General features: G+C 70.6%; 17 protein-coding genes. 10 read left to right on the forward strand and 7 right to left on the reverse strand.

Annotated features, from left to right (window positions below; genetic code table 11):
• Positions 1–51 precede the first annotated feature (51 nt).
• Positions 52–897 carry a CmcJ/NvfI family oxidoreductase gene (locus CC117_RS23020; RefSeq protein ID WP_071087522.1) on the forward strand — a complete coding sequence of 282 codons (846 nt, stop codon included), beginning with the start codon at positions 52–54 and terminating at the stop codon, positions 895–897.
• Between the two features lie 28 nt (positions 898–925).
• Here the strand turns inward: CC117_RS23020 and CC117_RS23025 are convergent, their stop codons facing one another.
• Together CC117_RS23025 and CC117_RS23030 are read right to left on the reverse strand one after the other, a co-directional pair.
• Positions 926–1,381: an NUDIX hydrolase gene (locus tag CC117_RS23025; RefSeq protein ID WP_071087523.1), complete on the reverse strand. Its 456-nt coding sequence runs from the start codon at positions 1,379–1,381 to the stop codon at positions 926–928.
• A gap of 70 nt (positions 1,382–1,451) precedes the next feature.
• Complete coding sequence (locus tag CC117_RS23030) at positions 1,452–2,975, reverse strand: multicopper oxidase family protein (RefSeq protein WP_084132625.1); 1,524 nt, start codon at positions 2,973–2,975, stop codon at positions 1,452–1,454.
• Between the two features lie 657 nt (positions 2,976–3,632).
• Between CC117_RS23030 and CC117_RS23035 the strand changes: the two genes are divergently transcribed.
• The 4 genes from CC117_RS23035 to CC117_RS23050 all read left to right on the forward strand — a co-directional run bounded on the left by CC117_RS23035 (position 3,633) and on the right by CC117_RS23050 (position 9,676).
• Positions 3,633–4,550 carry an ABC transporter permease gene (locus tag CC117_RS23035; RefSeq protein ID WP_084132637.1) on the forward strand — a complete coding sequence of 306 codons (918 nt, stop codon included), beginning with the start codon at positions 3,633–3,635 and terminating at the stop codon, positions 4,548–4,550.
• Positions 4,547–6,427 carry a dipeptide ABC transporter ATP-binding protein gene (locus CC117_RS23040; protein ID WP_071087527.1) on the forward strand — a complete coding sequence of 627 codons (1,881 nt, stop codon included), beginning with the start codon at positions 4,547–4,549 and terminating at the stop codon, positions 6,425–6,427. Before CC117_RS23035 ends, CC117_RS23040 begins: the two co-directional genes overlap by 4 nt.
• A 99-nt stretch (positions 6,428–6,526) precedes the next feature.
• On the forward strand, positions 6,527–8,185 hold the full coding sequence (locus CC117_RS23045) for an ABC transporter substrate-binding protein (protein ID WP_071087528.1): 1,659 nt from the start codon (positions 6,527–6,529) through the stop codon (positions 8,183–8,185).
• A 102-nt stretch (positions 8,186–8,287) separates the two neighbouring features.
• Positions 8,288–9,676, forward strand: coding sequence for a cytochrome P450 (locus CC117_RS23050; RefSeq protein WP_084132627.1), 1,389 nt, complete (start codon positions 8,288–8,290; stop codon positions 9,674–9,676).
• Here CC117_RS23050 and CC117_RS23055 read toward each other — a convergent pair.
• The 3 genes from CC117_RS23055 to CC117_RS23065 form a co-directional block, all read right to left on the reverse strand.
• Positions 9,624–10,589 (reverse strand): ABC transporter permease, encoded by a 966-nt coding sequence (locus tag CC117_RS23055; RefSeq protein ID WP_071087530.1) that lies wholly within the window; start codon positions 10,587–10,589, stop codon positions 9,624–9,626. The genes CC117_RS23050 and CC117_RS23055 overlap by 53 nt on opposite strands.
• A gap of 123 nt (positions 10,590–10,712) precedes the next feature.
• A complete protein-coding gene (gene rfbH / locus CC117_RS23060) occupies positions 10,713–12,044 on the reverse strand; it encodes a lipopolysaccharide biosynthesis protein RfbH (protein WP_071087532.1) in 1,332 nt (443 codons plus the stop codon).
• 108 nt (positions 12,045–12,152) lie between these two features.
• Positions 12,153–13,157: a Gfo/Idh/MocA family protein gene (locus CC117_RS23065; protein ID WP_071087534.1), complete on the reverse strand. Its 1,005-nt coding sequence runs from the start codon at positions 13,155–13,157 to the stop codon at positions 12,153–12,155.
• Positions 13,158–13,524: 367 nt separating this feature from the next.
• Between CC117_RS23065 and CC117_RS23070 the strand changes: the two genes are divergently transcribed.
• Complete coding sequence (locus tag CC117_RS23070) at positions 13,525–14,442, forward strand: SDR family NAD(P)-dependent oxidoreductase (RefSeq protein ID WP_071087536.1); 918 nt, start codon at positions 13,525–13,527, stop codon at positions 14,440–14,442.
• A 19-nt stretch (positions 14,443–14,461) separates the two neighbouring features.
• Here the strand turns inward: CC117_RS23070 and CC117_RS23075 are convergent, their stop codons facing one another.
• Together CC117_RS23075 and CC117_RS23080 are read right to left on the reverse strand one after the other, a co-directional pair.
• Positions 14,462–15,331, reverse strand: a complete 870-nt coding sequence (locus CC117_RS23075) for a CmcJ/NvfI family oxidoreductase (protein ID WP_071087538.1) — start codon at positions 15,329–15,331, stop codon at positions 14,462–14,464.
• A 34-nt stretch (positions 15,332–15,365) separates the two neighbouring features.
• Positions 15,366–18,209 (reverse strand): family 78 glycoside hydrolase catalytic domain, encoded by a 2,844-nt coding sequence (locus CC117_RS23080; RefSeq protein WP_071087539.1) that lies wholly within the window; start codon positions 18,207–18,209, stop codon positions 15,366–15,368.
• A 478-nt stretch (positions 18,210–18,687) separates the two neighbouring features.
• Between CC117_RS23080 and CC117_RS23085 the strand changes: the two genes are divergently transcribed.
• From CC117_RS23085 to CC117_RS23100, 4 genes are all read left to right on the forward strand, one after another.
• On the forward strand, positions 18,688–20,145 hold the full coding sequence (locus tag CC117_RS23085) for an NDP-hexose 2,3-dehydratase family protein (RefSeq protein ID WP_084132629.1): 1,458 nt from the start codon (positions 18,688–18,690) through the stop codon (positions 20,143–20,145).
• A gap of 126 nt (positions 20,146–20,271) precedes the next feature.
• On the forward strand, positions 20,272–21,441 hold the full coding sequence (locus tag CC117_RS23090; RefSeq protein ID WP_241830342.1) for an HAF repeat-containing protein: 1,170 nt from the start codon (positions 20,272–20,274) through the stop codon (positions 21,439–21,441).
• A 46-nt stretch (positions 21,442–21,487) separates the two neighbouring features.
• A complete protein-coding gene (locus tag CC117_RS23095; protein WP_116287874.1) occupies positions 21,488–21,976 on the forward strand; it encodes a PPOX class F420-dependent oxidoreductase in 489 nt (162 codons plus the stop codon).
• A 185-nt stretch (positions 21,977–22,161) separates the two neighbouring features.
• Positions 22,162–22,602 carry a TIGR03618 family F420-dependent PPOX class oxidoreductase gene (locus tag CC117_RS23100; protein ID WP_071087542.1) on the forward strand — a complete coding sequence of 147 codons (441 nt, stop codon included), beginning with the start codon at positions 22,162–22,164 and terminating at the stop codon, positions 22,600–22,602.
• Positions 22,603–22,624: the final 22 nt, after the last annotated feature.

The raw sequence follows: 22,624 nt of genomic DNA on the forward strand, positions 1-22,624 counted from the left end.
CCGCGAGCCGCACGACCGCCTGATCATCCGGAGCGAGTGAGGAACGGAACGATGGATACCGCGACATCCCAGGTGGCCGATCTGCCTCGGGTCTCGGCTGAGATCAACTATGCGGGAGACATCCGCGGCCAGGCACGGTTCGACCACCTGAACCCGTCTGGGACGAACGTCGTGTGGGCGTCGGCCACGGTCGAGATCCGTGACGTGCGGCCGGTCCGCGACCAGCTGTCGCTGGACCGGGAGGGGTTCGTGCTTCTGACCCACGAGAGCGTCCTGGCCGGTGCGGCGGACCCCGAGCCGCTGGTCGACGACTACCTGGCGGAGACGACCGACCTGATCCGGCGCGTGACCGGGGCCAGCCATGTGGCGCCGCAGCCGACCTGGTGGAACGTCCTGATCCGCTCCACCGGCAACGCCCTGGGGACGGCCCGGCCCCGGCCGGGCCGCTTCGTCCACCTGGACTACAGCGAGGCCGACGCGTACCGGTTCGCCGACCACATCCGCCGCAGCGGCGGCGACCGGGTGCCGGCGCACGGCCGCTTCGCGGTGTACCAGACCTGGCGCTCCCTGTCCGGGCCGCCGCAGGACAGCCAGCTGGCCCTGACCGACGGACGGAGCGTGAGCCGGTCCCGGACGCGGGTCGTCGAGCACGTCATCGGCCCGCGTGAGGCGTTCGGCGGCGTCTTCGAGTCGCTGCTGTGCGACCGCGACGACGCGCACCGCTGGTACTACTTCTCCGACGCCCGCCCCGACGAGCTGGTGCTGTTCCTGGGCTTCGACTCGGCACACCCGGGGCGGACGAACGTCGCGCACACCGCGTTCGACGTCCCTGCGGCCGGGCGCACGCTGCTGCCGCGGACCAGCATCGAGTCCCGCTACTTCGCGTTCTTCGAGTGAGGTCACACGCACCGGGCCGGCGGCGGGGTCAGGATGGCAGGGCGACGAGCTGACGCAGGAAGTCGGCCTGTTCGCCGATGGTGTCGGAGGGAATGTCGCGGAACCAGCCGATCTGCCGGCCCTCGTCGCTGCCCACGAGGTGCCCGCTGACAATGGTGGCCGCGAAGGCGAGGCCCACCGGCCAGCCCCGGTAACCGGACGCCGCTATCAGCGGGTACTCGACGTAGCCGAGCAGTTCCCCGGCGGCGACGGTGACCCCCAGCTCGCGGCCGGCCACCCGGGCCACCGCGGCCGGCAGGGACTCTCCGAAAAGCACCGTGCCGCCGGGTAGGTGCCACTGCCCCCGGGCCGGTTCGATGTCCCGCCTGACCAGCAGTACACCGTCCGGCTCCCGGATCACCACCTCCACGCACAGCCGTGGCACACGGCCGTAAATGTCGTCGAAATCGCGCCGGCTGAGTGGGAACGATGGGTGCGCTGACACGGAAGAATCCTAGCAGTTGCGTTTTCTGGCCGGACGGGAGTACCCGCCCGGCGCACGGCGGGGCCTGTCGTCATGCAATCGTCTCGAAGACGGCCATCATTCCGGTGCTGGCGTGGTCCACGACATGGCAGTGGTATACGAACTTGCCCAGGAATTCGGTGAATGTGGCCTGTACCCGCACTGTGTCACCGGGCGCGAGAAGGACGGTGTCCTTCAGTCCCCGCTCGGTCGGGCCGGGCGGGATGCCATTTCGGTCGAGCACCCTGAACTGCACCAGGTGCAGATGCAGATTGTGGTAGGTGGCGACCGGGGTGACCGGATTGGTGATGCGCCAGATCTCGGTGGTGCCGCGCTTGATCTGGAAGTCCACCCGGTTCGGGTCGAACAGGTTCCCGTTGATGGYGAAGGGGAAGGCGACCGTGTGGTACGAGAGCACGATGTCGCGGACCCGGGTGGCCGGYGGCAGCGCGGGCAGCGTGGCGAGCGCGGCGGGCACCCGGCTCGTGTCGGTCCCCTCCCGGGCCACCACGTCGAAGCGCAGGACGGGCTGGGAGATCGGCACGCTCGGGTCGAGAAGGTTACGGGTGTTGGTCARCACGACCTGGGCACCTGGCTGGTAGCGGGAGAAGTCGATCACGATGTCGGCACGCTCGGCCGCACTGAGCAGCACCGAACGGATCCGCGCCGGGGCGGGCAGCAGTCCGCCGTCCCCGGCCACCTGGGTGAACTCCTCGTTCTGGCCGAGGATCAGGTTGAATATCCGCATGTTGCTGGCGTTGAGCAGGCGGAACCGGTATTTGCGGGCCTGCACCCTGAAGTACGGCGCGGGCCGCCCGTTCGTGAGAACGGTGGTGCGGCCCGCCTCGTCCTGGACGGCGTAGACCAGCTGTCCGCTCTCGTCGAAATGCCCGTCCGACAGCAGCAGGGGAATGTCGAAATCCCCGGACGGAAGTCCCAGCGCGGCCTCGGGCGGATTTTCCAGAAGGTAGAATCCGTGCAGCCCGCGGTAGATGTTCTCGGACTCGTGATGGTGCGCGTGGTCGTGATACCACAGCGTCGCCGCCGCCTGGTTGTTCGGGTATTCGTAGGTCCGGGTCGTGCCGGTGTTGATGACGTCGGTGGGGAACCCGTCGTTCGCGGCGGAGACGTGCGCGCCGTGCACGTGGACGGCGGTCACGTGCGGCAGCTCGTTGCGGTGGCGGACGACGACCCGGCGCCCGACCCTGGCTTTGATGGTCGGGCCGACATAGCTGCCGTTGTAGCCGTGGACCTCGGCGGGGAAGCCGGGCAGAAGCTCCTCCTGGCCGACCCGGGCGGTGATGTCGTAGATATCCGAGTCGGCGGTGGTCTGCGTAGGAGCCAGGACGGGCGGCACCGGCAGCGGCACCGAGAAGGGCGTGACCGGAGGCGCGACCGAGGCCGCGACGGGGGCGGCCACGCCGTGCCCGAGATGGCCGCCGGGAACGGCGGTGGCCTGCGCGGCGCCGTCTGGGCCCGCCCCGAGTTGCGTGGCTCCGGCCACGGCCCCGACTCCGAGCACGGTGGTGGCCACCCCCGCAGTCAGAAAGTCCCTCCGAGACAGCGGACCCACCATTGACTGCTCCTCCAAGATATCTGCCGTCTCCGGACAATCACCGGACCGGCTAGCACCTTGCGCTGCGCTGTCTGGGTGCGCCTACCCCTAACAACCCCCACAGATAAAACGATGGAAAGCGGCGGGAGAACAGTCGTCCCCGCTGTGCGGGATTCGTGTGCGGGTGCGGCGCCGCGGGTGCCGGGCATCGGTCCGAGGCCGGCGGGCCGGGCGGCCGAGCCCGGGCCAGCGCCCGCCGTCCCGGGCCGACGTCCGCCGCACGGTCGCTCACTGCCTCCGTGCCTGCAACAAGGCGCGACACCGTGCGGATTCGGCGAAGAAGTGGGGAGGCATAGGGGTACTCCCACCGGTCATCCAGGTACAGAGTTCGGGACTATGAACTTCGGCCGGCGGGTGTTACCGGCCGGCGCGACGGCGGCGCACCCGAACTTTGTGTCTGTGCGTTTCATCCTGGCGTTCAACCTGCCCGCACTCTGCCAGCCTGGGAATTCCCTGTCCGTGAATCCCACGCGTTCGGATCTCACCCTCCAGAACGCTCCGATATAAGTCGCGATCTCACCCGGAGGCGTCACCCGATGTTCCGCCAGCCCGTCCTGCCCCGCCAGCCCTGACAGCCGGTCGCTGTATCCGCGTGTTCTGACAGGGGTGAGTCCGTTCATGTCCACGGTCCGCGGTGAGTCGCTGCTGGTCGAGTCGCCGCCGGTAGCCGCCGTCACCGACCCGCCGACCCGGCCCGCCGGGCGTCGGACGCCCCGGCTGCCCAGATCCGTCCTGCGCCGGCCCGGGTTGGTCCTGGCCCTGCTCTGGCTGCTGCTTCTCGTCGTCGCGACGGTCGTGCCCGAGGCGTTCACCTCGCGGGACCCGCTGGCCACCAACTCGCCGGACCGGCTGCTCGGACCCTCCTGGCACCATCTCTTCGGCACCGATCAGCTCGGTCGGGACCAGTTCACCCGCACGGTGCACGGCACCAGCCGCACGCTGCCCGCCGCGCTGCTCGCGGTGGTCATCGGCCTGGGCGCCGGCACCGTCCTCGGCATGCTCAGCGGCTTCCTGCGCGGCTGGGTCGACATCGCGGTGATGCGCCTGGTCGACGTGCTGCTGTCCGTCCCGTCGCTGCTGCTCGCGCTGGCGCTGATCTCGGTGCTCGGCAAGGGCAACACGGTCAATGTCGCGATAGCCGTCGGCATCGTCGCCGTCGCCGACACCGCCCGGGTGACGCGCGCGGAGGTGCTGCGGGTGCGGGAGAGCCTGTATGTGGAGGCCGCGCACTCCGGCGGGGCCACCTGGCGGCGGGTGCTCCTGCGGCACGTGCTGCCCAACGCCATGGGTCCGGTGTGGGCACTGACCACGCTGGTGTTCGGCGCCGCGATCCTCGGTGTCACCACGTTGAGCTTCCTGGGTTTCGGTACCCAGCCCCCGACGCCGGAGTGGGGCTCGCTGGTCTCCAGCGGCCGCAGCTATCTCGAGCAGGCCTGGTGGATGTCCATCCTGCCGGCCGTGGTGGTCGCGCTGACGGTGCTCGCCGCCAACCGGCTGTCCCAGGAGATCAACAGTGATCTGGGAGCCGACCGATGAGTGCTCTGCCCACCCCGGAGACCGCGGCGAAGCCGGCCGACGCACCGGCCGGTACCGACGCACCGGCCGGCACCGCCCTGCTGGAGATCGACGATCTGGACGTCCGCTACCGGACGCGCGGCGAGGTGGTGCACGCGGTCCGCTCGGTCAGCCTGCGGGTGGCCGCCGGCGAGACCGTGGCCATCGTCGGCGAGTCGGGATCGGGCAAGTCCACCACCGCGCACGCGGTGCTGCGGCTGCTGCCCCGGTCGGCCGAGCAGGTCGCCGCACGGATGGTCTTCGCCGGCGAGGACGTCACTCGGCTCAGCGAGCGCCGGTTCCGCGCGGTGCGCGGGCGCGACATCGCGCTGATCCCGCAGGATCCCACCACCTCGCTCAACCCGGTGATGCGGATCGGCGTGCAGGTCGCCGAGGTCCTGCTGGTACACGGACTGGCCGACCGGCGTTCCGCGGGACGGGAGGCGGTGCGCGTCCTCGCCGACGCGGGCATGCCCGAGCCCGAGCTGCGCGCCCGCCAGTACCCCTCGCAGCTCTCCGGCGGGCTGCGCCAGCGGGCCCTCATCGCCATCGCGATCGCCGCCCGGCCCCGGCTCCTGGTGGCCGACGAGCCGACCAGCGCGCTCGACGTGACGGTTCAGCGCCGGATCCTCGACCACCTCGCGACGCTCAGCGCGACCACCGGGACCAGCGTCCTGCTGATCACCCACGATCTCGGGGTGGCGGCCGAACGCGCCGACCGGCTGCTGGTCATGCGGGCCGGATCGGTGGTGGAGCAGGGCCCGCCCGCGCGGCTCCTGACCGACCCCGAGCATCCCTACACCCGGGCGCTCATCGATGCGGCCCCGAGCCTCGGGCCCTCCCCGGCCCGCAGGGCCGCCGGCCGGGGGCGGCGCGGTGTCGGCGCCGGTGTGCCCGGCGATCCGTTCGCCCCGCCACGGCCAGCCGTGGTCACCGAGCCCGCGCCGCAGGCGCCCGCCTCTCCCGGCCCCGGCCCCGGCCCCGACCCCGGCCTCGACCTCGGCCCCAACCCCGGCCCCGGCCCCGGGAACGGAGACGACGGCGCGGCGCGGCAGCGGGACGAACCACACGTGCGGGTCGAACAGCTGGTGAAGGAGTACCGACTGCCGCGCTCCGCGGACGGCCCTCGGGTGCTGCGGGCGGTCGACGGCGTGAGCTTCTCGATCCCGGCCGGTCAGACGTTCGCGCTGGTCGGCGAGTCCGGCTCGGGCAAGTCCACGGTCGCCCGGCTGGTGCTGCGGCTGACGGCCCCGGACGCCGGGCGGATCGTGCTCTCCGGCACCGACATCACCGACGTCGGTGGGGCGGCGCTGCGTGCGCTGCGCAGGCGCATGCAGATCGTCTACCAGAACCCGTTCGCGTCGTTGAACCCTCGCCTCACCGTCGAGCAGATCATCACCGATCCGCTGACGTCCTTCGGGCTGGGAACCCGCGCCCAGCGGCGGCAGCGGGCCGCCGAACTCGTCGACCTGGTGGCCCTGCCCACGGGGATGCTGCGGCGCCGGCCCACGGAGCTCTCCGGCGGGCAGCGCCAGCGGGTCGCCATCGCGCGAGCGCTCGCGCTCGCCCCCGACCTGCTCGTCTGCGACGAACCCGTCTCCGCGCTCGACGTCTCCGTCCAGGCGCAGATTCTCGGCCTGCTGGAACGGCTCCAGGACGAGCTCGGGGTGAGCTACCTGTTCATCTCGCACGATCTCGCCGTCGTCCGAAGGCTGGCCGACGAGGTCGGGGTGATGCGCCACGGGCGCCTGGTGGAGACCGGCCCGACCGAACGCATCTTCGCCGAACCGCGCGAGCCGTACACCCGGGAGCTGCTGGAGGCGATCCCCGGCCGGAGCGGGCACACCGCCGGGGCATGACCGCGGGATCGACCGCGATGGCCCGGCTGTGGCCCCGTTCGAGGCCCGGCTCCCGCGCATCAGGTTTGTCAGGCAATTTCTTCTGAGGGGGAAACCCGCATGTTCGGCCGTACCGTACGGCACCAATCGCACCGTGGACGACGGCCCGGCCGCCTTCTCGTCCTCGTTCCCGCCGTCGCGCTGCTCCTCGCGGCCTGCGGCGACGACACCACGACGGGGGAGACCGGCTCATCGGGTGAACCGAAGAGCGGCGGCACCCTCACCGTCGCGCTCAGCGGCGACCCGGGCAGTGTCTACCCGCGTGCGGTCACCCCGATCGTGCGTGAGGTGTCCCGGCCGGTCGTCGACTCGCTGGTGGCGCTGGATCCCGAAACGCGCAAGGCGGTGCCGTGGCTGGCCGAGTCGTTCGAGGCCAATGACGACGCGACCGAGTACACCTTCCACCTGCGCGAGGGGGTGACCTTCTCCGACGGCACGCCGCTGACCGCCGAGGTGGTCAAGCGGAACTTCGACGACATCCTCGCGACCAAGGCGGAACTCACCGGCTCGGCCTCGGTGACCACCCTCACGACCTCGAAGTACGAGGGGACCGAGGCCGTCGACGAGCGCACGGTCGTCCAGCGGTTCGGCAAGCCCTTCCTGGGCTGGCCGACGGCGCTGGCGGGCAGCGGGTTCGGCATCGTGGCGCCGGCCACCCTGGACCTGCCGGTCAAGGACCGCTTCGACAAGGTCATCGGCAGCGGCCCGTTCGTCCTGGAGTCGTACCAGAAGAACAGCCAGGTCGTCCTCACCAAGCGCGCCGGCTACGAGTGGGGCCCGCAGTACCGCGAACGCAACGGCGAGGCCTACCTCGACCGGCTCGTCTTCAAGGTGGTGCCCGAGGCCAGTGTGCGGACCGGCGCGCTGCGCACCGGGCAGGTGCAGGTGGCCGTCGCACTCAACCCGAGTGACATCGACGGGGTCGAGGAGGCCGGCTTCGAGATCTTCAGCCAGTCGCAGCCCCGCCTCTCCGAGGCACTCGTGGTCACCGGAGCGGACCGCGCTCCACTGTCGGACGTGAAGGTGCGCCAGGCGATCGCCAGGGCGGTCGACACCACCGAGATCCGCGACTCCGTGCTGCACCCGAGCTTCACGAACGCCACCAGTGTGCTCACCTCGACGGTGCCGGGCTGGTCCGACACCTCCGGGGTGCTGAAGCGCGATCCGGCGGCGGCTGAGCGGCTGCTCGACGAGGCCGGCTGGACGCGCCAGGGCGACGGCATCCGGCAGAAGGACGGCAAGCCGCTGCGCATCGTGTTCGGCTGGCTCGACCGGGGCAACGCCTGGGACCAGGGGCTGGTGGAACTGGTGAAGGCGCAGCTCGCCAAGGTGGGTGTCGACCTGCAGCTGCGGCTCGACACGGCCGCCGCCGCGGTCGAGGCGCTGCAGGCCGGCGACCAGTACGACGCCTTCCTGTCCGGAGTGGCCGGCAGCCTCGATGCGGAGGCCGACGTGAGCGCCTTCGCCACCAGCCCGCCGAACTTCTACAACATCCAGGACAAGGAGATCGACACGCTGCTGGGTCAGCTGACGGCGGCGAGCGATCCCGCGAAGCACAGCGAGCTCCTCGTCACGATCCAGGAGCGGATCGCCGAGCAGGGCATTGTCGTACCGCTGGTCGAGGAGACCGCCGTGGTGGCGGTGGGCAAGAACGTGCACGGTTTCCGGCTCGACGCCGACGCCCGCCTGCTCGGGCTGGCGGACGTCTGGCTTTCCTGATTCCCCTGCCGCACGGGTCCGGGGCCGCCCTGCTGGTCCTATGGTGGTCGGGTGACGGAAATGTCACCCGGCCACCGGTCTGTTGCGGGAGGAGTCGACACGATGACGGGGTTCGTGACGGGCCCGATCGTGACAGGCCCAGGCGACGTGGACCTGACGGCGGTGGAGTTCTGGCACGGGGATCCCTATCCCGCGTTCGCCTGGCTGCGCGAGCATGCGCCGGTGTTCCGACACCGCTCGACCCCGGTCACGGGCGGCCGGGAGTTCTGGGCCGTCACCCGGTACGAGGATGTCGTACGAGTCTCCCGGGCCCCGGACATCTTCTGTTCCGGCCAGGGCATCGAGATCACCCGCTGGGGCCCGGAGATGGACGAGTTCGCCGACAGCCTCGTCAACATGTCCCATCTGGACGACCCGGAGCACCGCTGGATGCGTGCGCTGGTCAGTAGAGGGTTCCAGCTCCGCGCCGTCGAGGCGCTGGAGGCCGACTGCCGCGCGCTGGTCACCGCCATCCTCGACCGGGCCGCGGGCTCCGACACGTGTGACTTCGCCGCCGACRTCGCCGCCGAGCTGCCCGCGCAGATCATCGGCGAGATGATCGGCATCCCGCCCGCCGACCGCTCTCTCCTCCAGGAATGGACCACGGTCGTGGCCCAGGACGTCCGGCGGACCCCGCAGCCGGCGACCGGTGGCGCCGCGACCGGCGGCGACCTGGTCGAGAGGGCCGGCGGGGCCGACGGGGTCGACGAGGTCGTCGGCTTCAGCCCGGTCGGCGTGCGGGCGTTGTCGGAGATGTTCGACTACCTGGCCAGCCTGGAGAAGGAGCGGGCCGGCGGGCCCGGCACCGACCTCGTGTCGGCACTGCTGCATGCCGAGGTCGACGGGCGCCGGCTCACCCGGGCCGAGCGCCGCGGGTTCTTCGTCCTGTTCTGGTTCGCCGGGCGCCAGACGGTTCGCAACGCGATCAGCGGCGGCCTGCAGGCCCTGCTCGAGCATCCCGAGCAGCGGGACCGCCTGATCGCCGACCCCGGGCTGGTCGACACCGCCACTGACGAGATCGTCCGCTGGACGACGCCGTCGACCCACTTCCGCCGCACCGCCACCCGTGACGTCGAGCTGGGCGGCCAGCAGGTGCGGGCCGGTGACTGGGTGGTGGTGTACTACGCTTCGGCCAATCGCGACGAGCGGACCTTCCCCGACCCGGAACGCTTCGACGTCGGCCGCACGCCCAACCCGCATCTCGGCTTCGGTGGCGGCGGCCCGCACTGGTGCCTCGGGGCTCCGCTGGCACGACTGCAGATCCGGGTGCTGTTCGAGGAGCTGCTGCGTCGGTTCCCCGACGTGCGGATCGTGGGGCCGGTGGAGCGGGTCCCGTCCGCCCTGCAACCGGGGATCATGAGCCTGCCGGTGAGGCTGGGTGCCCAGCGGCCGGCCGTGCTCACAGCGAGACGGTCACCGGCTGGCTCCGCGGCTGCCGGCGAACCTGCGTGATCCGTGGGTCGAGCAGCGGGTAGAGCAGGTCGACCAGCAGGTTGATGACGACGAAGATGGCGGAGCCGAGCAGTACGACGCCCTGCACCACCGGGAGGTCCTGGGAGCTGACCGCCGTCTGGGAGATCTGGCCCAGCCCGTTGCGGGAGAAGACCACCTCGGCCACGATCGCCCCGGCCAGCAGGCCGCCGACGAGAAGACCGGCGATGGTCAGGGTGGGCAGCGCGGCGTTGCGCAGCGCGTGCCGGACGTTGACCCGGACCGGACCGGCGCCCTTCGCCCTGGCGGTGTCGACGTAGTTCTGCCGCAGCTCGTTGTCGAGGCTGCGGGCGAGGATCTGGGCGATGACCGCGGCGGGCTGGATCGAGATCGTAGCCGCGGGCAGCACCAGGCTGCGCCACCCCTCGTTGCCGAGCGCCGGGAACAGGTTCCACTGGAACGAGAACCAGTGCAGCAGCAGCAGCCCGATCAGGAATCCGGGCACGGCGACACCCGCCGGCGGCAGCGTCAGCAGCACCTGGCGCAGCCACCGCCATCTGGTGAGGCTGGTGGCGAGGGCCAGCCCGACCCCGAACAGCGCACCGAGGAGCAGACCCAGCCCGGCCATCGCCGCGGTCTGCGGCAGCGCCTCGGCGATCATGTCGGAGACCGGCTGGCCGGACTGCACCGACCGGCCGAGGTCGCCCTGGAACAGGTGGCCGAGGCTGATGAAGTACTGCACCGGCACCGAGCGGTCCAGGCCGAGCTCGTGCCGGCGGATCGCGAAATCCTCGGGGGTGTAAAGATTGTTCGGGCCGAGCATGATGCTTACCGGGTCGCTCGGCAGCGCGAACAGCACCACAAACGTCAGGGTGTAGGCGGCCCAGACCACGAAGACACCCTGCAGCAACCGCCACAGGAAATAACGCGTCATGTACGTCAACCATTCTCTGCCGCGTCGGGCGACTACCTCGCCGATTGTGGCACCGGCGCATCGGCGGGAACTCCCCTAACCACCCCCTTGGGTGTGGCTGGTGACCCCGGCCAGCCAGGTTCCTTACCGGCGGCTCCTGCGCTGCGCTGCGGAGGTGACGAACTCCCAGATCGACTGGGCCACGTAGTCGATCATTTCGTTGGTGATGCCCGGGTAGACCCCGACCCAGAAGGTCCGCTCGGTGATGATGTCGCTGTTCGCCAGGCCGCCGACCACCCGGTAGTGGACATCGCCGTCGGCGAAGACAGGCTGGCGGACCAGATTCCCCGAGAACAGCATCCGGGTGCCGATGTTGCGGGACTCCAGGAAGCCGACCAGCCCGGCCCGGTCGTAGTCGGCGTCCGCGCGGACGGTGARCACGAAGCCGAACCAGCTCGGATCGCTGCCCGCGGTGGGCTCCGGCAGCAGCAGGCCGGGCACGCCGTCGAGCGCCGCGCGCAGCCGCCGCCAGTTGCGCCGCCGGGCCGCGCCGAACTCGTCCAGCCGGCGTAGCTGGGAGAGGCCCAGGGAAGCCTGCAGGTCGGTGGACTTCAGGTTGTAGCCGACGTGCGAGAACGTGTACTTGTGGTCGTAGCCGTAGGGCAGCCGGCCCAGCTGCTGGGAGAAGCGCTTGTGGCAGGTGTCGTTGGCCCCCGGCTCGCACCAGCAGTCCCGGCCCCAGTCGCGCAGGGACTCCACGAGCCGGGCGAGGACCAGGTTGTCGGTCACCACGCAGCCGCCCTCACCCATGGTCAGGTGATGGGCGGGGTAGAAGCTGGCGGTCGCCAGATCCCCGAAGCTCCCGCACGGCCGGCCCTGATAGGTCGAGCCGACGGCGTCACAGTTGTCCTCGACGAAGTACAGGCCGTGCTCGGTGGCCAGCGCGGCGATCTCGGCCACCGGGAACGGGTTCCCCAGCGCGTGCGCGATCATGATGGCCCGGGTGCGCGGACCGATCGCGGCGGCCACCCGTTCGGCCGTGGTGTTGTAGGTGCCCAGCTCCACGTCGACGAGCACCGGCACGAGCTGGTTCTGCAGGATCGGGCTGACCGTGGTCGGGAAGCCGGCCGCGACGGTGATCACCTCGTCACCCGGGAGGAGCCGGCGTTCCTCCAGCTCCCGCTGGGTGAGCGCGGTGAGCGCGAGCAGGTTGGCGGACGAACCGGAGTTGGTCAGGTGGGCCTTGCGACGGTTCAGCAGCCGGGCGAACTGGCGCTCGAACCGGCTTGTGGAGGTGCCTGCGGCGATCCGCATGCCCAGCGCCGCCTCGACCAGCGCGGCGCGGTCGTCCTCGTCGAACACGGCGCCGGAGGACAGGATCGGCGTCTCGCCCGGCACGAACTCCCCACTGCCCGCGTTGTCCCGGTGGTATTTTCGTACGCTCTCCAGGATCAGGTCGCGCTCTGCCGCACTCATCGGGGCTCCGATCGGTCGTCATCAGGCATCGGTCGTCGTCAGGCAGGGCCGTCAGGCATCGGTCGTCAGAATGCGAGTCGAGGGCCCGGCGACGGGCACCTGGCGGGCTCAGGAGCCGGTGGGCGTGCCCTCCCGGCGGGGCAGGACGAGGGCGCTGTCCCGCACCCGGTCGATCAGATCCGCCTGGGCGAGCACCGCCTTGCCCTCCAGTACCGAGGGGACGCCGTCGCGGACCCGGGCCACGAAGGCCGCGACCACGTTGCCGAACTGGTCGTCGGCGGCCAGGGTGATCTTCTCGATCCGGTTCTGCCGCTCGATCCGGATCACCGGGGGGTGCGTGGGCGGCGGGGTGAACGCCCATTCGGCGGCGATCCGTCCCGTGCTTCCCCACAGCTCGTACCGGGCGCGGTAGGCGTGCTCCGTGCCGAAGGTCAGATGCGCGGTCACGCCAGTYGGGGTGGCCAGCAGCACGTCGCCGGCGATGTCGACACCGAGCTGCTCATCCACCCGCAGCGTGGCGCCGACCACCTCGAGCTCGTCCCCCAGGAACAGCAGCGCCGTGCGGAGCGGGTAGACACCCACGTCGGTCAGTGCGCCGCCGCCGACCTCGGGGGAGTGACGCCCGCGTGCGGGTGTGGCGGGGAAGGCGAACTGGGCGGTCAGCCCGCGGACGGTGCCGATCTCACCGGTCCCGACCAGGTCCCGCACGGTGGCGTGCTGGGAGTGGGTGAGGAACATCAGACTCTCGAGGAGGGCCAGGCCGCTCGTCTCGGCCAGGGCCGTCAGCCGTTCGGAATCCGCCCGTGACGTGGTGAGGGGTTTCTCCGCCAGCACGTGCCGCCCGGAACGCAGTGCGCGTTCGACCCAGGCGGCGTGCAACCCCGGCGGCAGCGGAATGTACACCGCGTCGACGTCCGGGCGGTCGAGCAACCGGCTGTAACCGACGACCGGCTCGCCGCCGAACCGCTCGGCGAAGCGTTGCGCCTTCGCGGCATCCCGGCTCGCGACCGCCGTCAGCTCCACGTCCGGATTCGCCGCGAGCGCTGGCAGCATCCGCCGCCAGGCTATGTCGGCGCATCCCAGGACACCAATACGCAGCCGCTGGGTGCTCATGGTCAGAAAACTCCTCCGGTATCGGATTTCTCCGGCTGTTTCCCGGCCCACCGTAGGTCGGATTTTTCGGCACCGTCAACCCCAGTAAGGCGGCGCCGCGCCGGCCGGTTTCCCCTCATTACCCCCCTGTGTGTCGCCGCGGGCGGCTGGGGGTGCTGATCCCGAGGGGCGGCCGCGGAGGTCGTCGGCCGCCTTCAGGTCCCTTGTCGGCCCGTGTTTGTCCGGCGGGGGCTGAAGGTCCCGCCGGCTGTGGCAAAATCGGTGCGAGGGCCCGGTTCATCCGATGGAATCCGCCGGATGTAAATGATCTGGCCGGTGAAATCGTTCAGAGGGAATCTGTCGCTCGGATAGCTGGGATGGAAGCCGCATGACGAGGACGCCCGGCAACGACCCCGCCGCGCGGGGGGCTGTGCTGATCACCGGGAGTGGTTCGGGAATCGGGGCGGCCACCGCGGTGCGGGCCGCGCTGGCCGGCTACCAGGTGGTCGCCTCGGTGCACTCCCTCGCCCGGGTCGGGGATCTCCGGGCCCGGATGGAGGCCGCCGGGGTCGACCTCGACATCCGTGAGCTCGACGTCACCCGCGCGGAGGCGGTCGCGGCCGCCGTGTCCGACGTCGTGGCCGACCACGGTGCGTTGCACGCCGTCGTCAGCAACGCCGGAATCACGCACATGGCCACGTTCGAGAACGAGGCCCTGGAGAGTGTCCGGCAGGTCTTCGAGGTGAACTTCTTCGGTCCCCTCGCGCTGCTGAAGCGGGCCATGCCCCACCTGCGCACCAGCCGCGGCCGCATCATCGCCATCGGCAGCATCAACGGTGTGGTCAGTGCGCCCTTCCTGGAGTCCTACACCGCCTCGAAGTTCGCTCTCGAGGGCGCGTTGGAAAGCCTCGCCCCGGTCGCCCGACGGCTGGGCGTGGCCGTCTCGCTGGTCGACCCGGGTCCCGTCTCCGGTACCAACGTCTGGCGGGGCCACGACCTGGCGCGCTTCCAGACCGAGGCGGGGGAGGGCTATCGCGAGATCTTCGCSGGGCTGGCCGCCAACGCCACCGAGGGCAGGCTCACGGATGTGCCCGCCGTCCAGCCGGTGACCGAGGTCGCGGACGTCGTCGTCCGGGCGCTCGCCAGCGACGACCCGGACTTTCGGTACACCACCTCCCCGGCGGGTCACGAGCYGCTCGGAAGAAAGCTGCTTGACCCCACCGGGAACGCTCTCGTGCACCGAATCGGCGGCTGGCTGGATGCCGATCTGGCGGATGCGGCTCCCACTCCGCTCCCCGCCGGTTGACGTCCGTCGTGTCAGCCTTCTACTCGAAGAAGGCGAAGAACCGGGCTTCCAGGCTGAGTCGAGGGCGCGCCGCCGGCCCGGCATCGGGAATGTTGAACCCGGTGTGCAGGACATTGTTCGGCCGAGCGGGGTCGTAGCCGACGAAAACGATGATCTCGTTCGTTCTGAGGTGGGAGAAGTAGTACCAGCGGTGCCGTTCGGAGGCCTTCCCCGCACGCGACCTGACCGTGTTGCCCGGCTCGTCGGGGATGCCGAGAATGTTGTCATACGTGACAAGATCCTCGTCGTGGACCGATCGGCTGTCGGCGAGGGCGAGGGTGTTGTCGTGCGGCGGGTCGTTCAGCACGTGCCACGTCTGGTAGATGCCGAAACGACGGAACGGCGGCACCGCCACCCGGGGATCCGATCTGACCAGCTCCAGGAGCTCCTCGGCGGTGTGTGGCGTGTAGTCGGCGTGCGCGTTCCCCGCGGGGCGCGGAGTCACCCCCTCGACCGTGTAGTGGGTCTGCCCGTCCCGTGAGAGCTGGGCGATCACCTCGGTCGGCAGCGGCTCGCTGGTCCGCGGCAGGATGCTCCACCAGGTGGTCTGCGGGACGACATACGAGGCGCCGGTCGCCTCTCGCACGACCTCGGCGATCTCGGGTGCGTACACCCGGGCGAGCTCAGCGGGATCCTCGAGGTGGGCCGACCGGATCTCGTGCTCGGCCAGGACGAACCCCTCGCCGTCCAGCGAGAGTCCCGATCTGATCTGCCGGGCGTCGTGGACGTCGATCGTGTGGGCCACGTACCGGATCTTCTTCTCGGCCGGGCTGCTGGTCGGCGCCGCGTAGCCGATGGTCGCCCGCAGTGGTGCCTGCGGGAACCCGTCCGGCGGTGTGGCCGTGCTCATGTCGTGTCTCCTCGGCGTCTTCGGTGATGTGCTGTCAGCTCGCCGCGGCCGGCCTGGGAGTGCGAACCGTGTGGGTCGAGGTGCCGGGGCCGGCCAGGGTGCGGGAGCCGTCGGGCAGGGCGATCTCGGCGGTGGTGCCGGCGGGCACGGTCACGGTGAGGGTGAACTGGTCCCCGTCGAGGCGCCAGGAGGTCTCGATGCGTCCGTAGGGCGAGGTGTGGTGGGCTTCGGCCCAGGTGAGGCCGCCGCCGGGGCGGGGGGCGACCCGGAACCGGCGGTAGCCGGGGTTCTCGGGGTCGTCGGCGGACTGGATGCCGGCGATGTAGCCGTGCAGGAACTCGACGACGCTCGCGCGGGCGCCCACGTTCTGCGCCAGCCGGGCGGTGCCGTCGGCGCCGATGCCGTCCCAGCTCTCCGGGAAGGTCGTGCCGCCGCGGCGCAGGGTGGTCAGCCAGGACGGCTCGGTGTCCTGGAACAGCAGTTCGTAGGCGAGGTCGAGGTGACCGTTGTCGGCCAGGACGGGGAGCAGCAGCCGGGTGGAGGGCAGGCCTGTGCCGGGGTGGGTGCCGGCTGCCCGGATCAGCTCGACGAGCCGGCTGGCGGTGCGTTCCCGCAGCTCGTCGGGCACCAGACCGAACGCGAGGGCCCGGACGTAGGTGGCCTGGGTCTCGACGGTGAGCGTGCCGTCGGGGGCGATGAACTCGGCCTGCCAGGCGGCGCGGATGTCGGCGGCGAGTGTGCGGTACCTGTCGGCGTCCGCGGGCCGGTCGAGAATCGCGGCGATGYGTGCGAGCAGGCTGGCGGAGTGGTGGAAGTAGGCCGTCGCGAAGACTCCGTGGTCCACGGACTCCACATGCCGCACGACGGAGGCGGTGAGGACGTCGAGTTCCGACAACGAGTGGGAACGGAGAATCCACGAGATGTCCGCTCCCGGGCCGGAACCGCCACCCTCGGGATGTTGCCGCGGCCTGGGTTCGAGGAACTCGTCGAAGTGGTAGCCGGTGTCCCAGAGGAACTGTTCGTGGGATGCGGGGTCGGGCCGGTCCGCCTGCCGGGTGGCGTGGCGGTGGTCGCGGGCGACAGTGGCCACATGGTCGACCCAGGCGACCATGGAGGGGTACTGCTCGGCGAGTACACCCTGGTCGCCGTAGACCCGCCAGATCTCCCACGGGACGACGACGGCGGCGTCCGCCCAGCCGGCCTGCCCGTGCGGGATCGCGAGGCTCGCGGTCAGGCTACGCGGGCCGAGGGGGTCGGGGGCGTAGTTCCTGATCGTCCCGTCCGGCCACTGGTCGGCCGCGAGATCCCGCAACCAGGAGACACTCAGACCGGAGACGTCATGCACCAGCGCAGCGGCGGGAACGTTGTAGCCCCAGTCCGTCCAGCCCGCGCACTCGCGGGTGATCTCGGATGTCGGGAAGCCCCAGTGCAGGTTGCGCAGCGTCCAGAAGGCTGTCTCGTAGAGCTGGTTGATCTGTTCGTCGCTGCACCGGAACCAGCCGGTGCGAGGAAGATCGGAGCCGACGGCGACCGCGGAGACGTCGTCCGGGGTGATCTCCTCGGGATGCCCCTCGATCCGCAGGTAACGGAAACCATGCCGGGTGTGCCGCGGCTCGAACACGTCACCCGCCCGACCTGCGGAGACCACGCGGTCGCCCTGGATACCACGCGGCGGCTCGTACCAGAGCAGCGTCGCCCTGCCCGTGGACGGGTCGGCGTCACCGGTGGCGGGGTCCAGGGCCTCGGCGTGGGTCAGCAGCAGCGACGTGCCCGCCGGCCCGAGCCGGGACAGCCGCACCCAGCCATGGATGTTCTGCCCGAAGTCCACCACCTGCCGGTCCGGACCAATCCGGGTCACCGACACCGGACGCAGATACTCCAACCGGCGTACCGGCGGTGCCGGCGACGACACCAGCCGCGCAGCGGTCACACCGGCCGTCCTGCCAGCCCCGCCGGGCCTGTCAGCCCCGTCGGTCCCGCCCGGCCCGTCGGTCTGATCAGCCCCGTCGGCGGGAAGAACCGGTGACCAGCCAGCCAGGTCCGCCCCCGGCAGGTTCCAACCAGGCCGGTCGAGACCAAAATCGGTCTCCTGCCCGTCGAACAGATCAGCGGCCCTGATCGCACCCGACGCGCCAAGCCAGGCCGGACCCGTACCCACCACAGCAGTACTGCCGTCCTCGTACTCCACCTGAAGYTGGGCAAGGAACGCCGTACGCTTCCCGAACCCGTCCGGCAGACGGTGATAACACGTCCGCCCCCGATACCAGCCATCACTCAGAACCGCACCGATCACGTTCACCCCCACGGTGACCAGCTCGGTGACGTCATAGGCCTGCACAGGCAGCCGCGTCCGATAGGCAGCCGGACCCGGAGCCAGCTCGGCGTCGCCCACCCTGACCCCGTTCAGGAACACCTCGTACAGACCGTGAGCCGTCGCGTACAACCGCGCCCGGCGCACCCGCCCACCCAACAGAACATCGCCCCGCAACAGATACCCCGGCCGCCCACCAGCCGGCGGCACCACCGCACCCTCGTCAGGCCGAATCCACGACGCCACCCAGTCCGCCGACTCCAACAATCCCGTCTCCCACCACGCGGCCGGCGACCACGCACTTTCCCCCGCATCCGTCCACACCCGCACCGCCCACGTCACCCGCTGACCCGACCGCAACGGCGGACCACCATAAAGAACGAACAAACTGTCACCCGAAACGACCCGGCCACCGTCCCAGCCCACACCATCCACCGCACCACGAACCTGGTAGGCCACCTGCCTGGTGGCCCCCTCCGGGAGCCACCAGCTCAGCCGCGGGGCCGACACGGTCAGACCGAGCGGATCAACCAGATGCTCAACCCGCAGGCCACCTGGAGCGGACATCCCACCTCCTGCTTCGTCCTCGCCGCCTTTCCGGTGGCGGCCCGGACACGGGTCGACCGGAGGTGAAATTCCCGCCGGAGGGTCCGGGAACGTCCCCGGGGATGCTGCCACAGGAACCACCGTCGCCGATCAGTCCGGATAAAGTCAGGGGGTTCATAAGGGCCTTCGGGTGATCCCGTTCGTGTCGGCCGGCTCGCCCGCCCCGGCCGTACGTGACGTGCATGACGGTGGTAGCCACGTCGCTGGCAGCGCACGAGGCGCCCGCGGCGGATGCGCGGGACGGGTGTCCTCTCGGCACCCCTACCATCGACCCCAGTCGACCGGCATGTTCGGACGAGAATTCCCCTAACCCTCCCCTGTGTCTCCGGCGATTCTGGCCATGCGCTTTTCCGTCTTTCATCATTGAAAGAGCGGGGCGTCGCTACGGGCTACCGTGGCCCGGTCGGATATCTGGCCGGGCCGCAGGTGAGGAGTTTCCGTGTCCAGGATTTCGCCGACACCAGTCGCCTTCCAGACGGACAACCACAGGACGGTGYTGCGGATCACCGAGTCGGCGCTCACTCCGGAGGGGGTGCTCTCGCTGGCGGAGTTCCGGACCTGGTTCGAGGAACGCCGCCAGGTCGACGTGGCCCAGGTGCGCCGGATCGATCTTGCGGATCTCGACCGCTGGAGCGAGGACCCGCACACCGGCAACATCGGTCACGACAGCGGGAAGTTCTTCGTGGTCGAGGGGTTGTCAGTGAACCACTCGGACGGGCCCGTACCGCGCTGGACCCAGCCGATCATCAACCAGCCCGAGATCGGAATTCTGGGTATCCTGGCCAAGGAGTTCGACGGCGTCCTGCACTTTCTCATGCAGGCGAAGAACGAGCCGGGCAACGCCGGCGGCGTGCAGCTGTCCCCAACGGTGCAGGCGACCCGGAGCAACTACACCGGAGTACACGGCGGCGCCGCTGTTCCCTACCTGGAGTACTTCCGTTCCGCGGATCCGGGCACAGTCATCGCCGACGCGCTCCAGTCAGAACAGGGCTCCTGGTTCTACCAGAAACGCAACCGGAACGTCGTCGTCGAGGTTCAGGACGAGGTCCCGCTGCTGGACGGGTTCCGCTGGCTCACCCTGGGCCAGCTGCACCGGCTGCTCGCCGAGGACGACATCGTCAACATGGACTCGCGCACCGTGCTGTCCTGCCTGCCGTTCGCCGCGGTCCAGCTGGCGACCACGTTCCCGGCCGCGGTCGACAGCCTGCAGACAGCGGTGCTGCGCTCGTCCAGCCAGGAGGAGGCCGGCCGGCACCCCACCGGTGAGATCCTGAGCTGGGTGACGGACGCCCGGACCCGCAACCAGGTCCGGGCGCAGCGGATTCCGCTGGCCGACGTCACCTCCTGGCGGCACACCGCGACGGCGATCGAACACGAGGCCGGCCTGTTCTTCCGCGTGATCGGCGTCGATGTGCGCACCGGGCACCGGGAGGTCGCCAGCTGGACCCAGCCGATGATCGAACCGGTGGGAACCGGAATCGTGGCCTTCCTGGTCACCCGGTTCGGTGGGGTGCTGCACGCCCTGGTGCACGCCCGGGTCGAGCCCGGCTACTTCGACGTGGTCGAGCTCGCCCCGACCGTCCAGTGCAACGAGGAGAACTACGGGTGGCTCCCGGCGGCGGCCCGGCCCCGGTTCCTCGACCGGGTGCTGGCCGCCCGTCCCGAGGAGATCCTCTTCGAGGCGGCGCTCTCCGAGGAGGGCGGCCGCTTCTACCACGCGCTGAACCGCTATCTGATCATCGAGCTGGACGCGGGCGCCGGAGCGGCCCTGGACACCGGACCGGACCATCGCTGGCTGACCCTGCACCAGCTCGTCGGGCTGCTGCGACACAGCCACTACGTCAACGTCCAGGCCCGCAGCCTGGTGGCCTGTCTGCACAGCCTCGCCGGTGCGTGAGAAAAGGGGTGATTAGGGGAGTTCGCGGCGCGCCCGCGGTGCCACCATCGCACGATGCTCCCTACACGGATCCTGCCGTCCGAGACGGCGGTACCACCCTCGCGGTGGGTCAGGCGCCGGGCGCGCGTGGCCGGACTGGCGATCACACTGTCCCTGGTCGGCTCGGTGGCGGCCGTCGGCGGGGCCGGCGTGGCGAGCGCGGCCACCGCGCCGGCGGGCGGTGGGGCACCGCGGGTGACGGTGACCGACCTCGGCGCGCCGGACCTCCTCGCGGCCAGCCTGTTCCCGGAGGATCTCAACAATCAGGGCGTGGTGGCCGGCTACGGCCTGCTCGGCGGCCCGCAGCCCTTCCAGGCGTTCACCTGGTCGCAGGGAACCCGGACGCCGCTGCCCGCCCCGACCGCCGACCCCGGCGCGTTCAGCTTCCCGGTGGCCATCAACAACCAGGGCCAGGTGGCCGGCTTCACCACGGTCGGGGGCACCCGCCACTCGTTGCGCTGGGACGCCGGTACGCCCACCGACATCTCCGCACCCGGCGGCAACAGCCATCCGCTCGCCATCAACGACCCGGGTCAGGTGCTGCTCCAGGAGGGCGGCAGTCCCGCGCTGTGGGACAACGGAACCCGGACCGCCGTGGCGCCCTTCCCGGTCACCAACGCGGTGGGGCTCAATGACGCCGGCCAGGTGTTCGGCACCGGCCGTGGCACGGACGGCCAGGACCGGGCCTTCGTCTGGACCCGCACCGGCACGGTGGACGTCGGGTCGTTCGGCCTGACGACCACCGCCGTCGACCTCAACGACGGTGGCCAGCTCGTCGGCAACGGTGCGCTCACCCGCAGCCCGAACTACACGCACGGCTTCGTCTGGACGCCGCCGAGGAACGGACGCGCGGCCGCGCTGACGGACATCGGGACACTGGCCGGCCTGGAGACCGAGGTCCGCGACATCAGCGACGCGGGCGTGGTCGTCGGCCGCAGCAGCACCCAGACCGGGTGGCACGCGGTGCGCTGGACGAACGGCCGGCTGACCGACCTCGGTGTCCTGCGCGGCGGCAGCAGCAGCGAGGCGATCGCCGTCAACGAGTCGGGGCAGGCCGCGGGCTGGGCGAGCGCGTCCGACGGCCGTGCGCATGCCACCCTGTGGAAGAACGGGCGGCTGATCGACCTGGGGATCCCGAGCGGCTTCACGCAGAGCTACGCGGTCGACATCAACGACGCAGGCCTGGTGCTGGGCTACGCGATCCAGGACCTCACCGGTGCGGTACACAGTCTGGTCTGGACGGTGACGGGCGGATGACCGGCCATGGCCGGAGTCCCGGTCGTCCCGAGCGGGAGGCAGCCACGTGAGCACGACCGATCAGCCGGTGGCGTACGGACCGGGCCGCGGGCCGGGGCCGGTGGTCCTTGCCGAGGACGGCCTGGTGCGGCTGCTCGCCGCGCATCAGGTGGGTGCGTTGGCGACCACGAGGCGGGACGGCACCCCGCAGCTCTCGACCGTCGCCTACGTGTGGGACCCGGCGGGCCGGACGGTCCGGATCAGCACGACCGCCGACCGGCTGAAGGTGCGCCATCTGCGTCGTGATCCCCGGGCGTCGCTGTACGTCAGCACCGCCGACTTCGTGTCGTTCGTGGTGGCAGAGGGCGAGGCCGAGCTCTCCGAGGTGAGTACGACGCCGGGGGACGAGGCCGGCCGGGAGCTGYTCGCCCTGGCGCCGGCCTTCGAGGACCCAGCCGACGAGCAGGCCTTCCTGCGCAACATGGCCGCCGACCGGCGCCTCGTCATCAGGATCAGGGTCTCGCGGCTCTACGGCACCGCCCTCGACATCCCCTGAAGCGTTACCGCCTCGCGTCGCCCGTGATATCGGCCGGCAGCCGGCCCCGGTTCTCCGGAGAGAATCGGTGGGATTCGCCGTCCCTGCCGCGTCGGCCGATATGGCGGGTCGGGTGGGTGTCGGAGCGACGCGACAAGGGGGKATGAGGGGGTTAGCTCCGGGGTGGGCGATGCTACCGTCGCCCTATGGCCGCGACACTGGACGAGAAGACCAAAGAAATGCTCGACGCGAAGAATCTTCCGGTCATCGCCACGGTGAACGAGGACGGTAGTCCGCACTCGTCGATCCTGTTGGTCAAGCGGGACGGCGACATCCTCTTCTTCACAACACATGTCGGACGGCGGACCGAGCGGAACATATCCCGCGACCCACGGGTCAACCTGTCGCTCTACGACCGCGAGGACCCGTACACCTCGGTGGAGATCCGGGGACTCGCCGAAGTGCTCGAGGTGGACGGGAACCCGCTCGCCGACGAACTGACCCTGAAATACCTGGGCGAACTGCACGATGTGGACGACAATTCTCGGATCGCCATCCGGTTTGTGCCGCAGAAAGTGATCCACTTCCCGCCCCCGGGCACGGTTCCGCACGCTCTCCGCGATCCGAACACGGTTCGCCCGGCCTGACCGGCGCGCAGAGGCAACGGCG

It is taken from the genome of Parafrankia colletiae (genome assembly GCF_001854655.1).
Lineage (GTDB): Bacteria > Actinomycetota > Actinomycetes > Frankiales > Frankiaceae > Parafrankia > Parafrankia colletiae.

Excerpts from the sequence above, each read along its gene's own strand:
- CC117_RS23075 (WP_071087538.1), bottom strand. The coding sequence starts at position 15,331 with ATGAGCACGGCCACACCGCCGGACGGGTTCCCGCAGGCACCACTGCGG.
- CC117_RS23040 (WP_071087527.1), top strand. The coding sequence starts at position 4,547 with ATGAGTGCTCTGCCCACCCCGGAGACCGCGGCGAAGCCGGCCGACGCA.
- CC117_RS23020 (WP_071087522.1), top strand. The coding sequence starts at position 52 with ATGGATACCGCGACATCCCAGGTGGCCGATCTGCCTCGGGTCTCGGCT.
- CC117_RS23045 (WP_071087528.1), top strand. The coding sequence starts at position 6,527 with ATGTTCGGCCGTACCGTACGGCACCAATCGCACCGTGGACGACGGCCC.
- CC117_RS23035 (WP_084132637.1), top strand. The coding sequence starts at position 3,633 with ATGTCCACGGTCCGCGGTGAGTCGCTGCTGGTCGAGTCGCCGCCGGTA.
- CC117_RS23100 (WP_071087542.1), top strand. The coding sequence starts at position 22,162 with ATGGCCGCGACACTGGACGAGAAGACCAAAGAAATGCTCGACGCGAAG.
- CC117_RS23055 (WP_071087530.1), bottom strand. The coding sequence starts at position 10,589 with ATGACGCGTTATTTCCTGTGGCGGTTGCTGCAGGGTGTCTTCGTGGTC.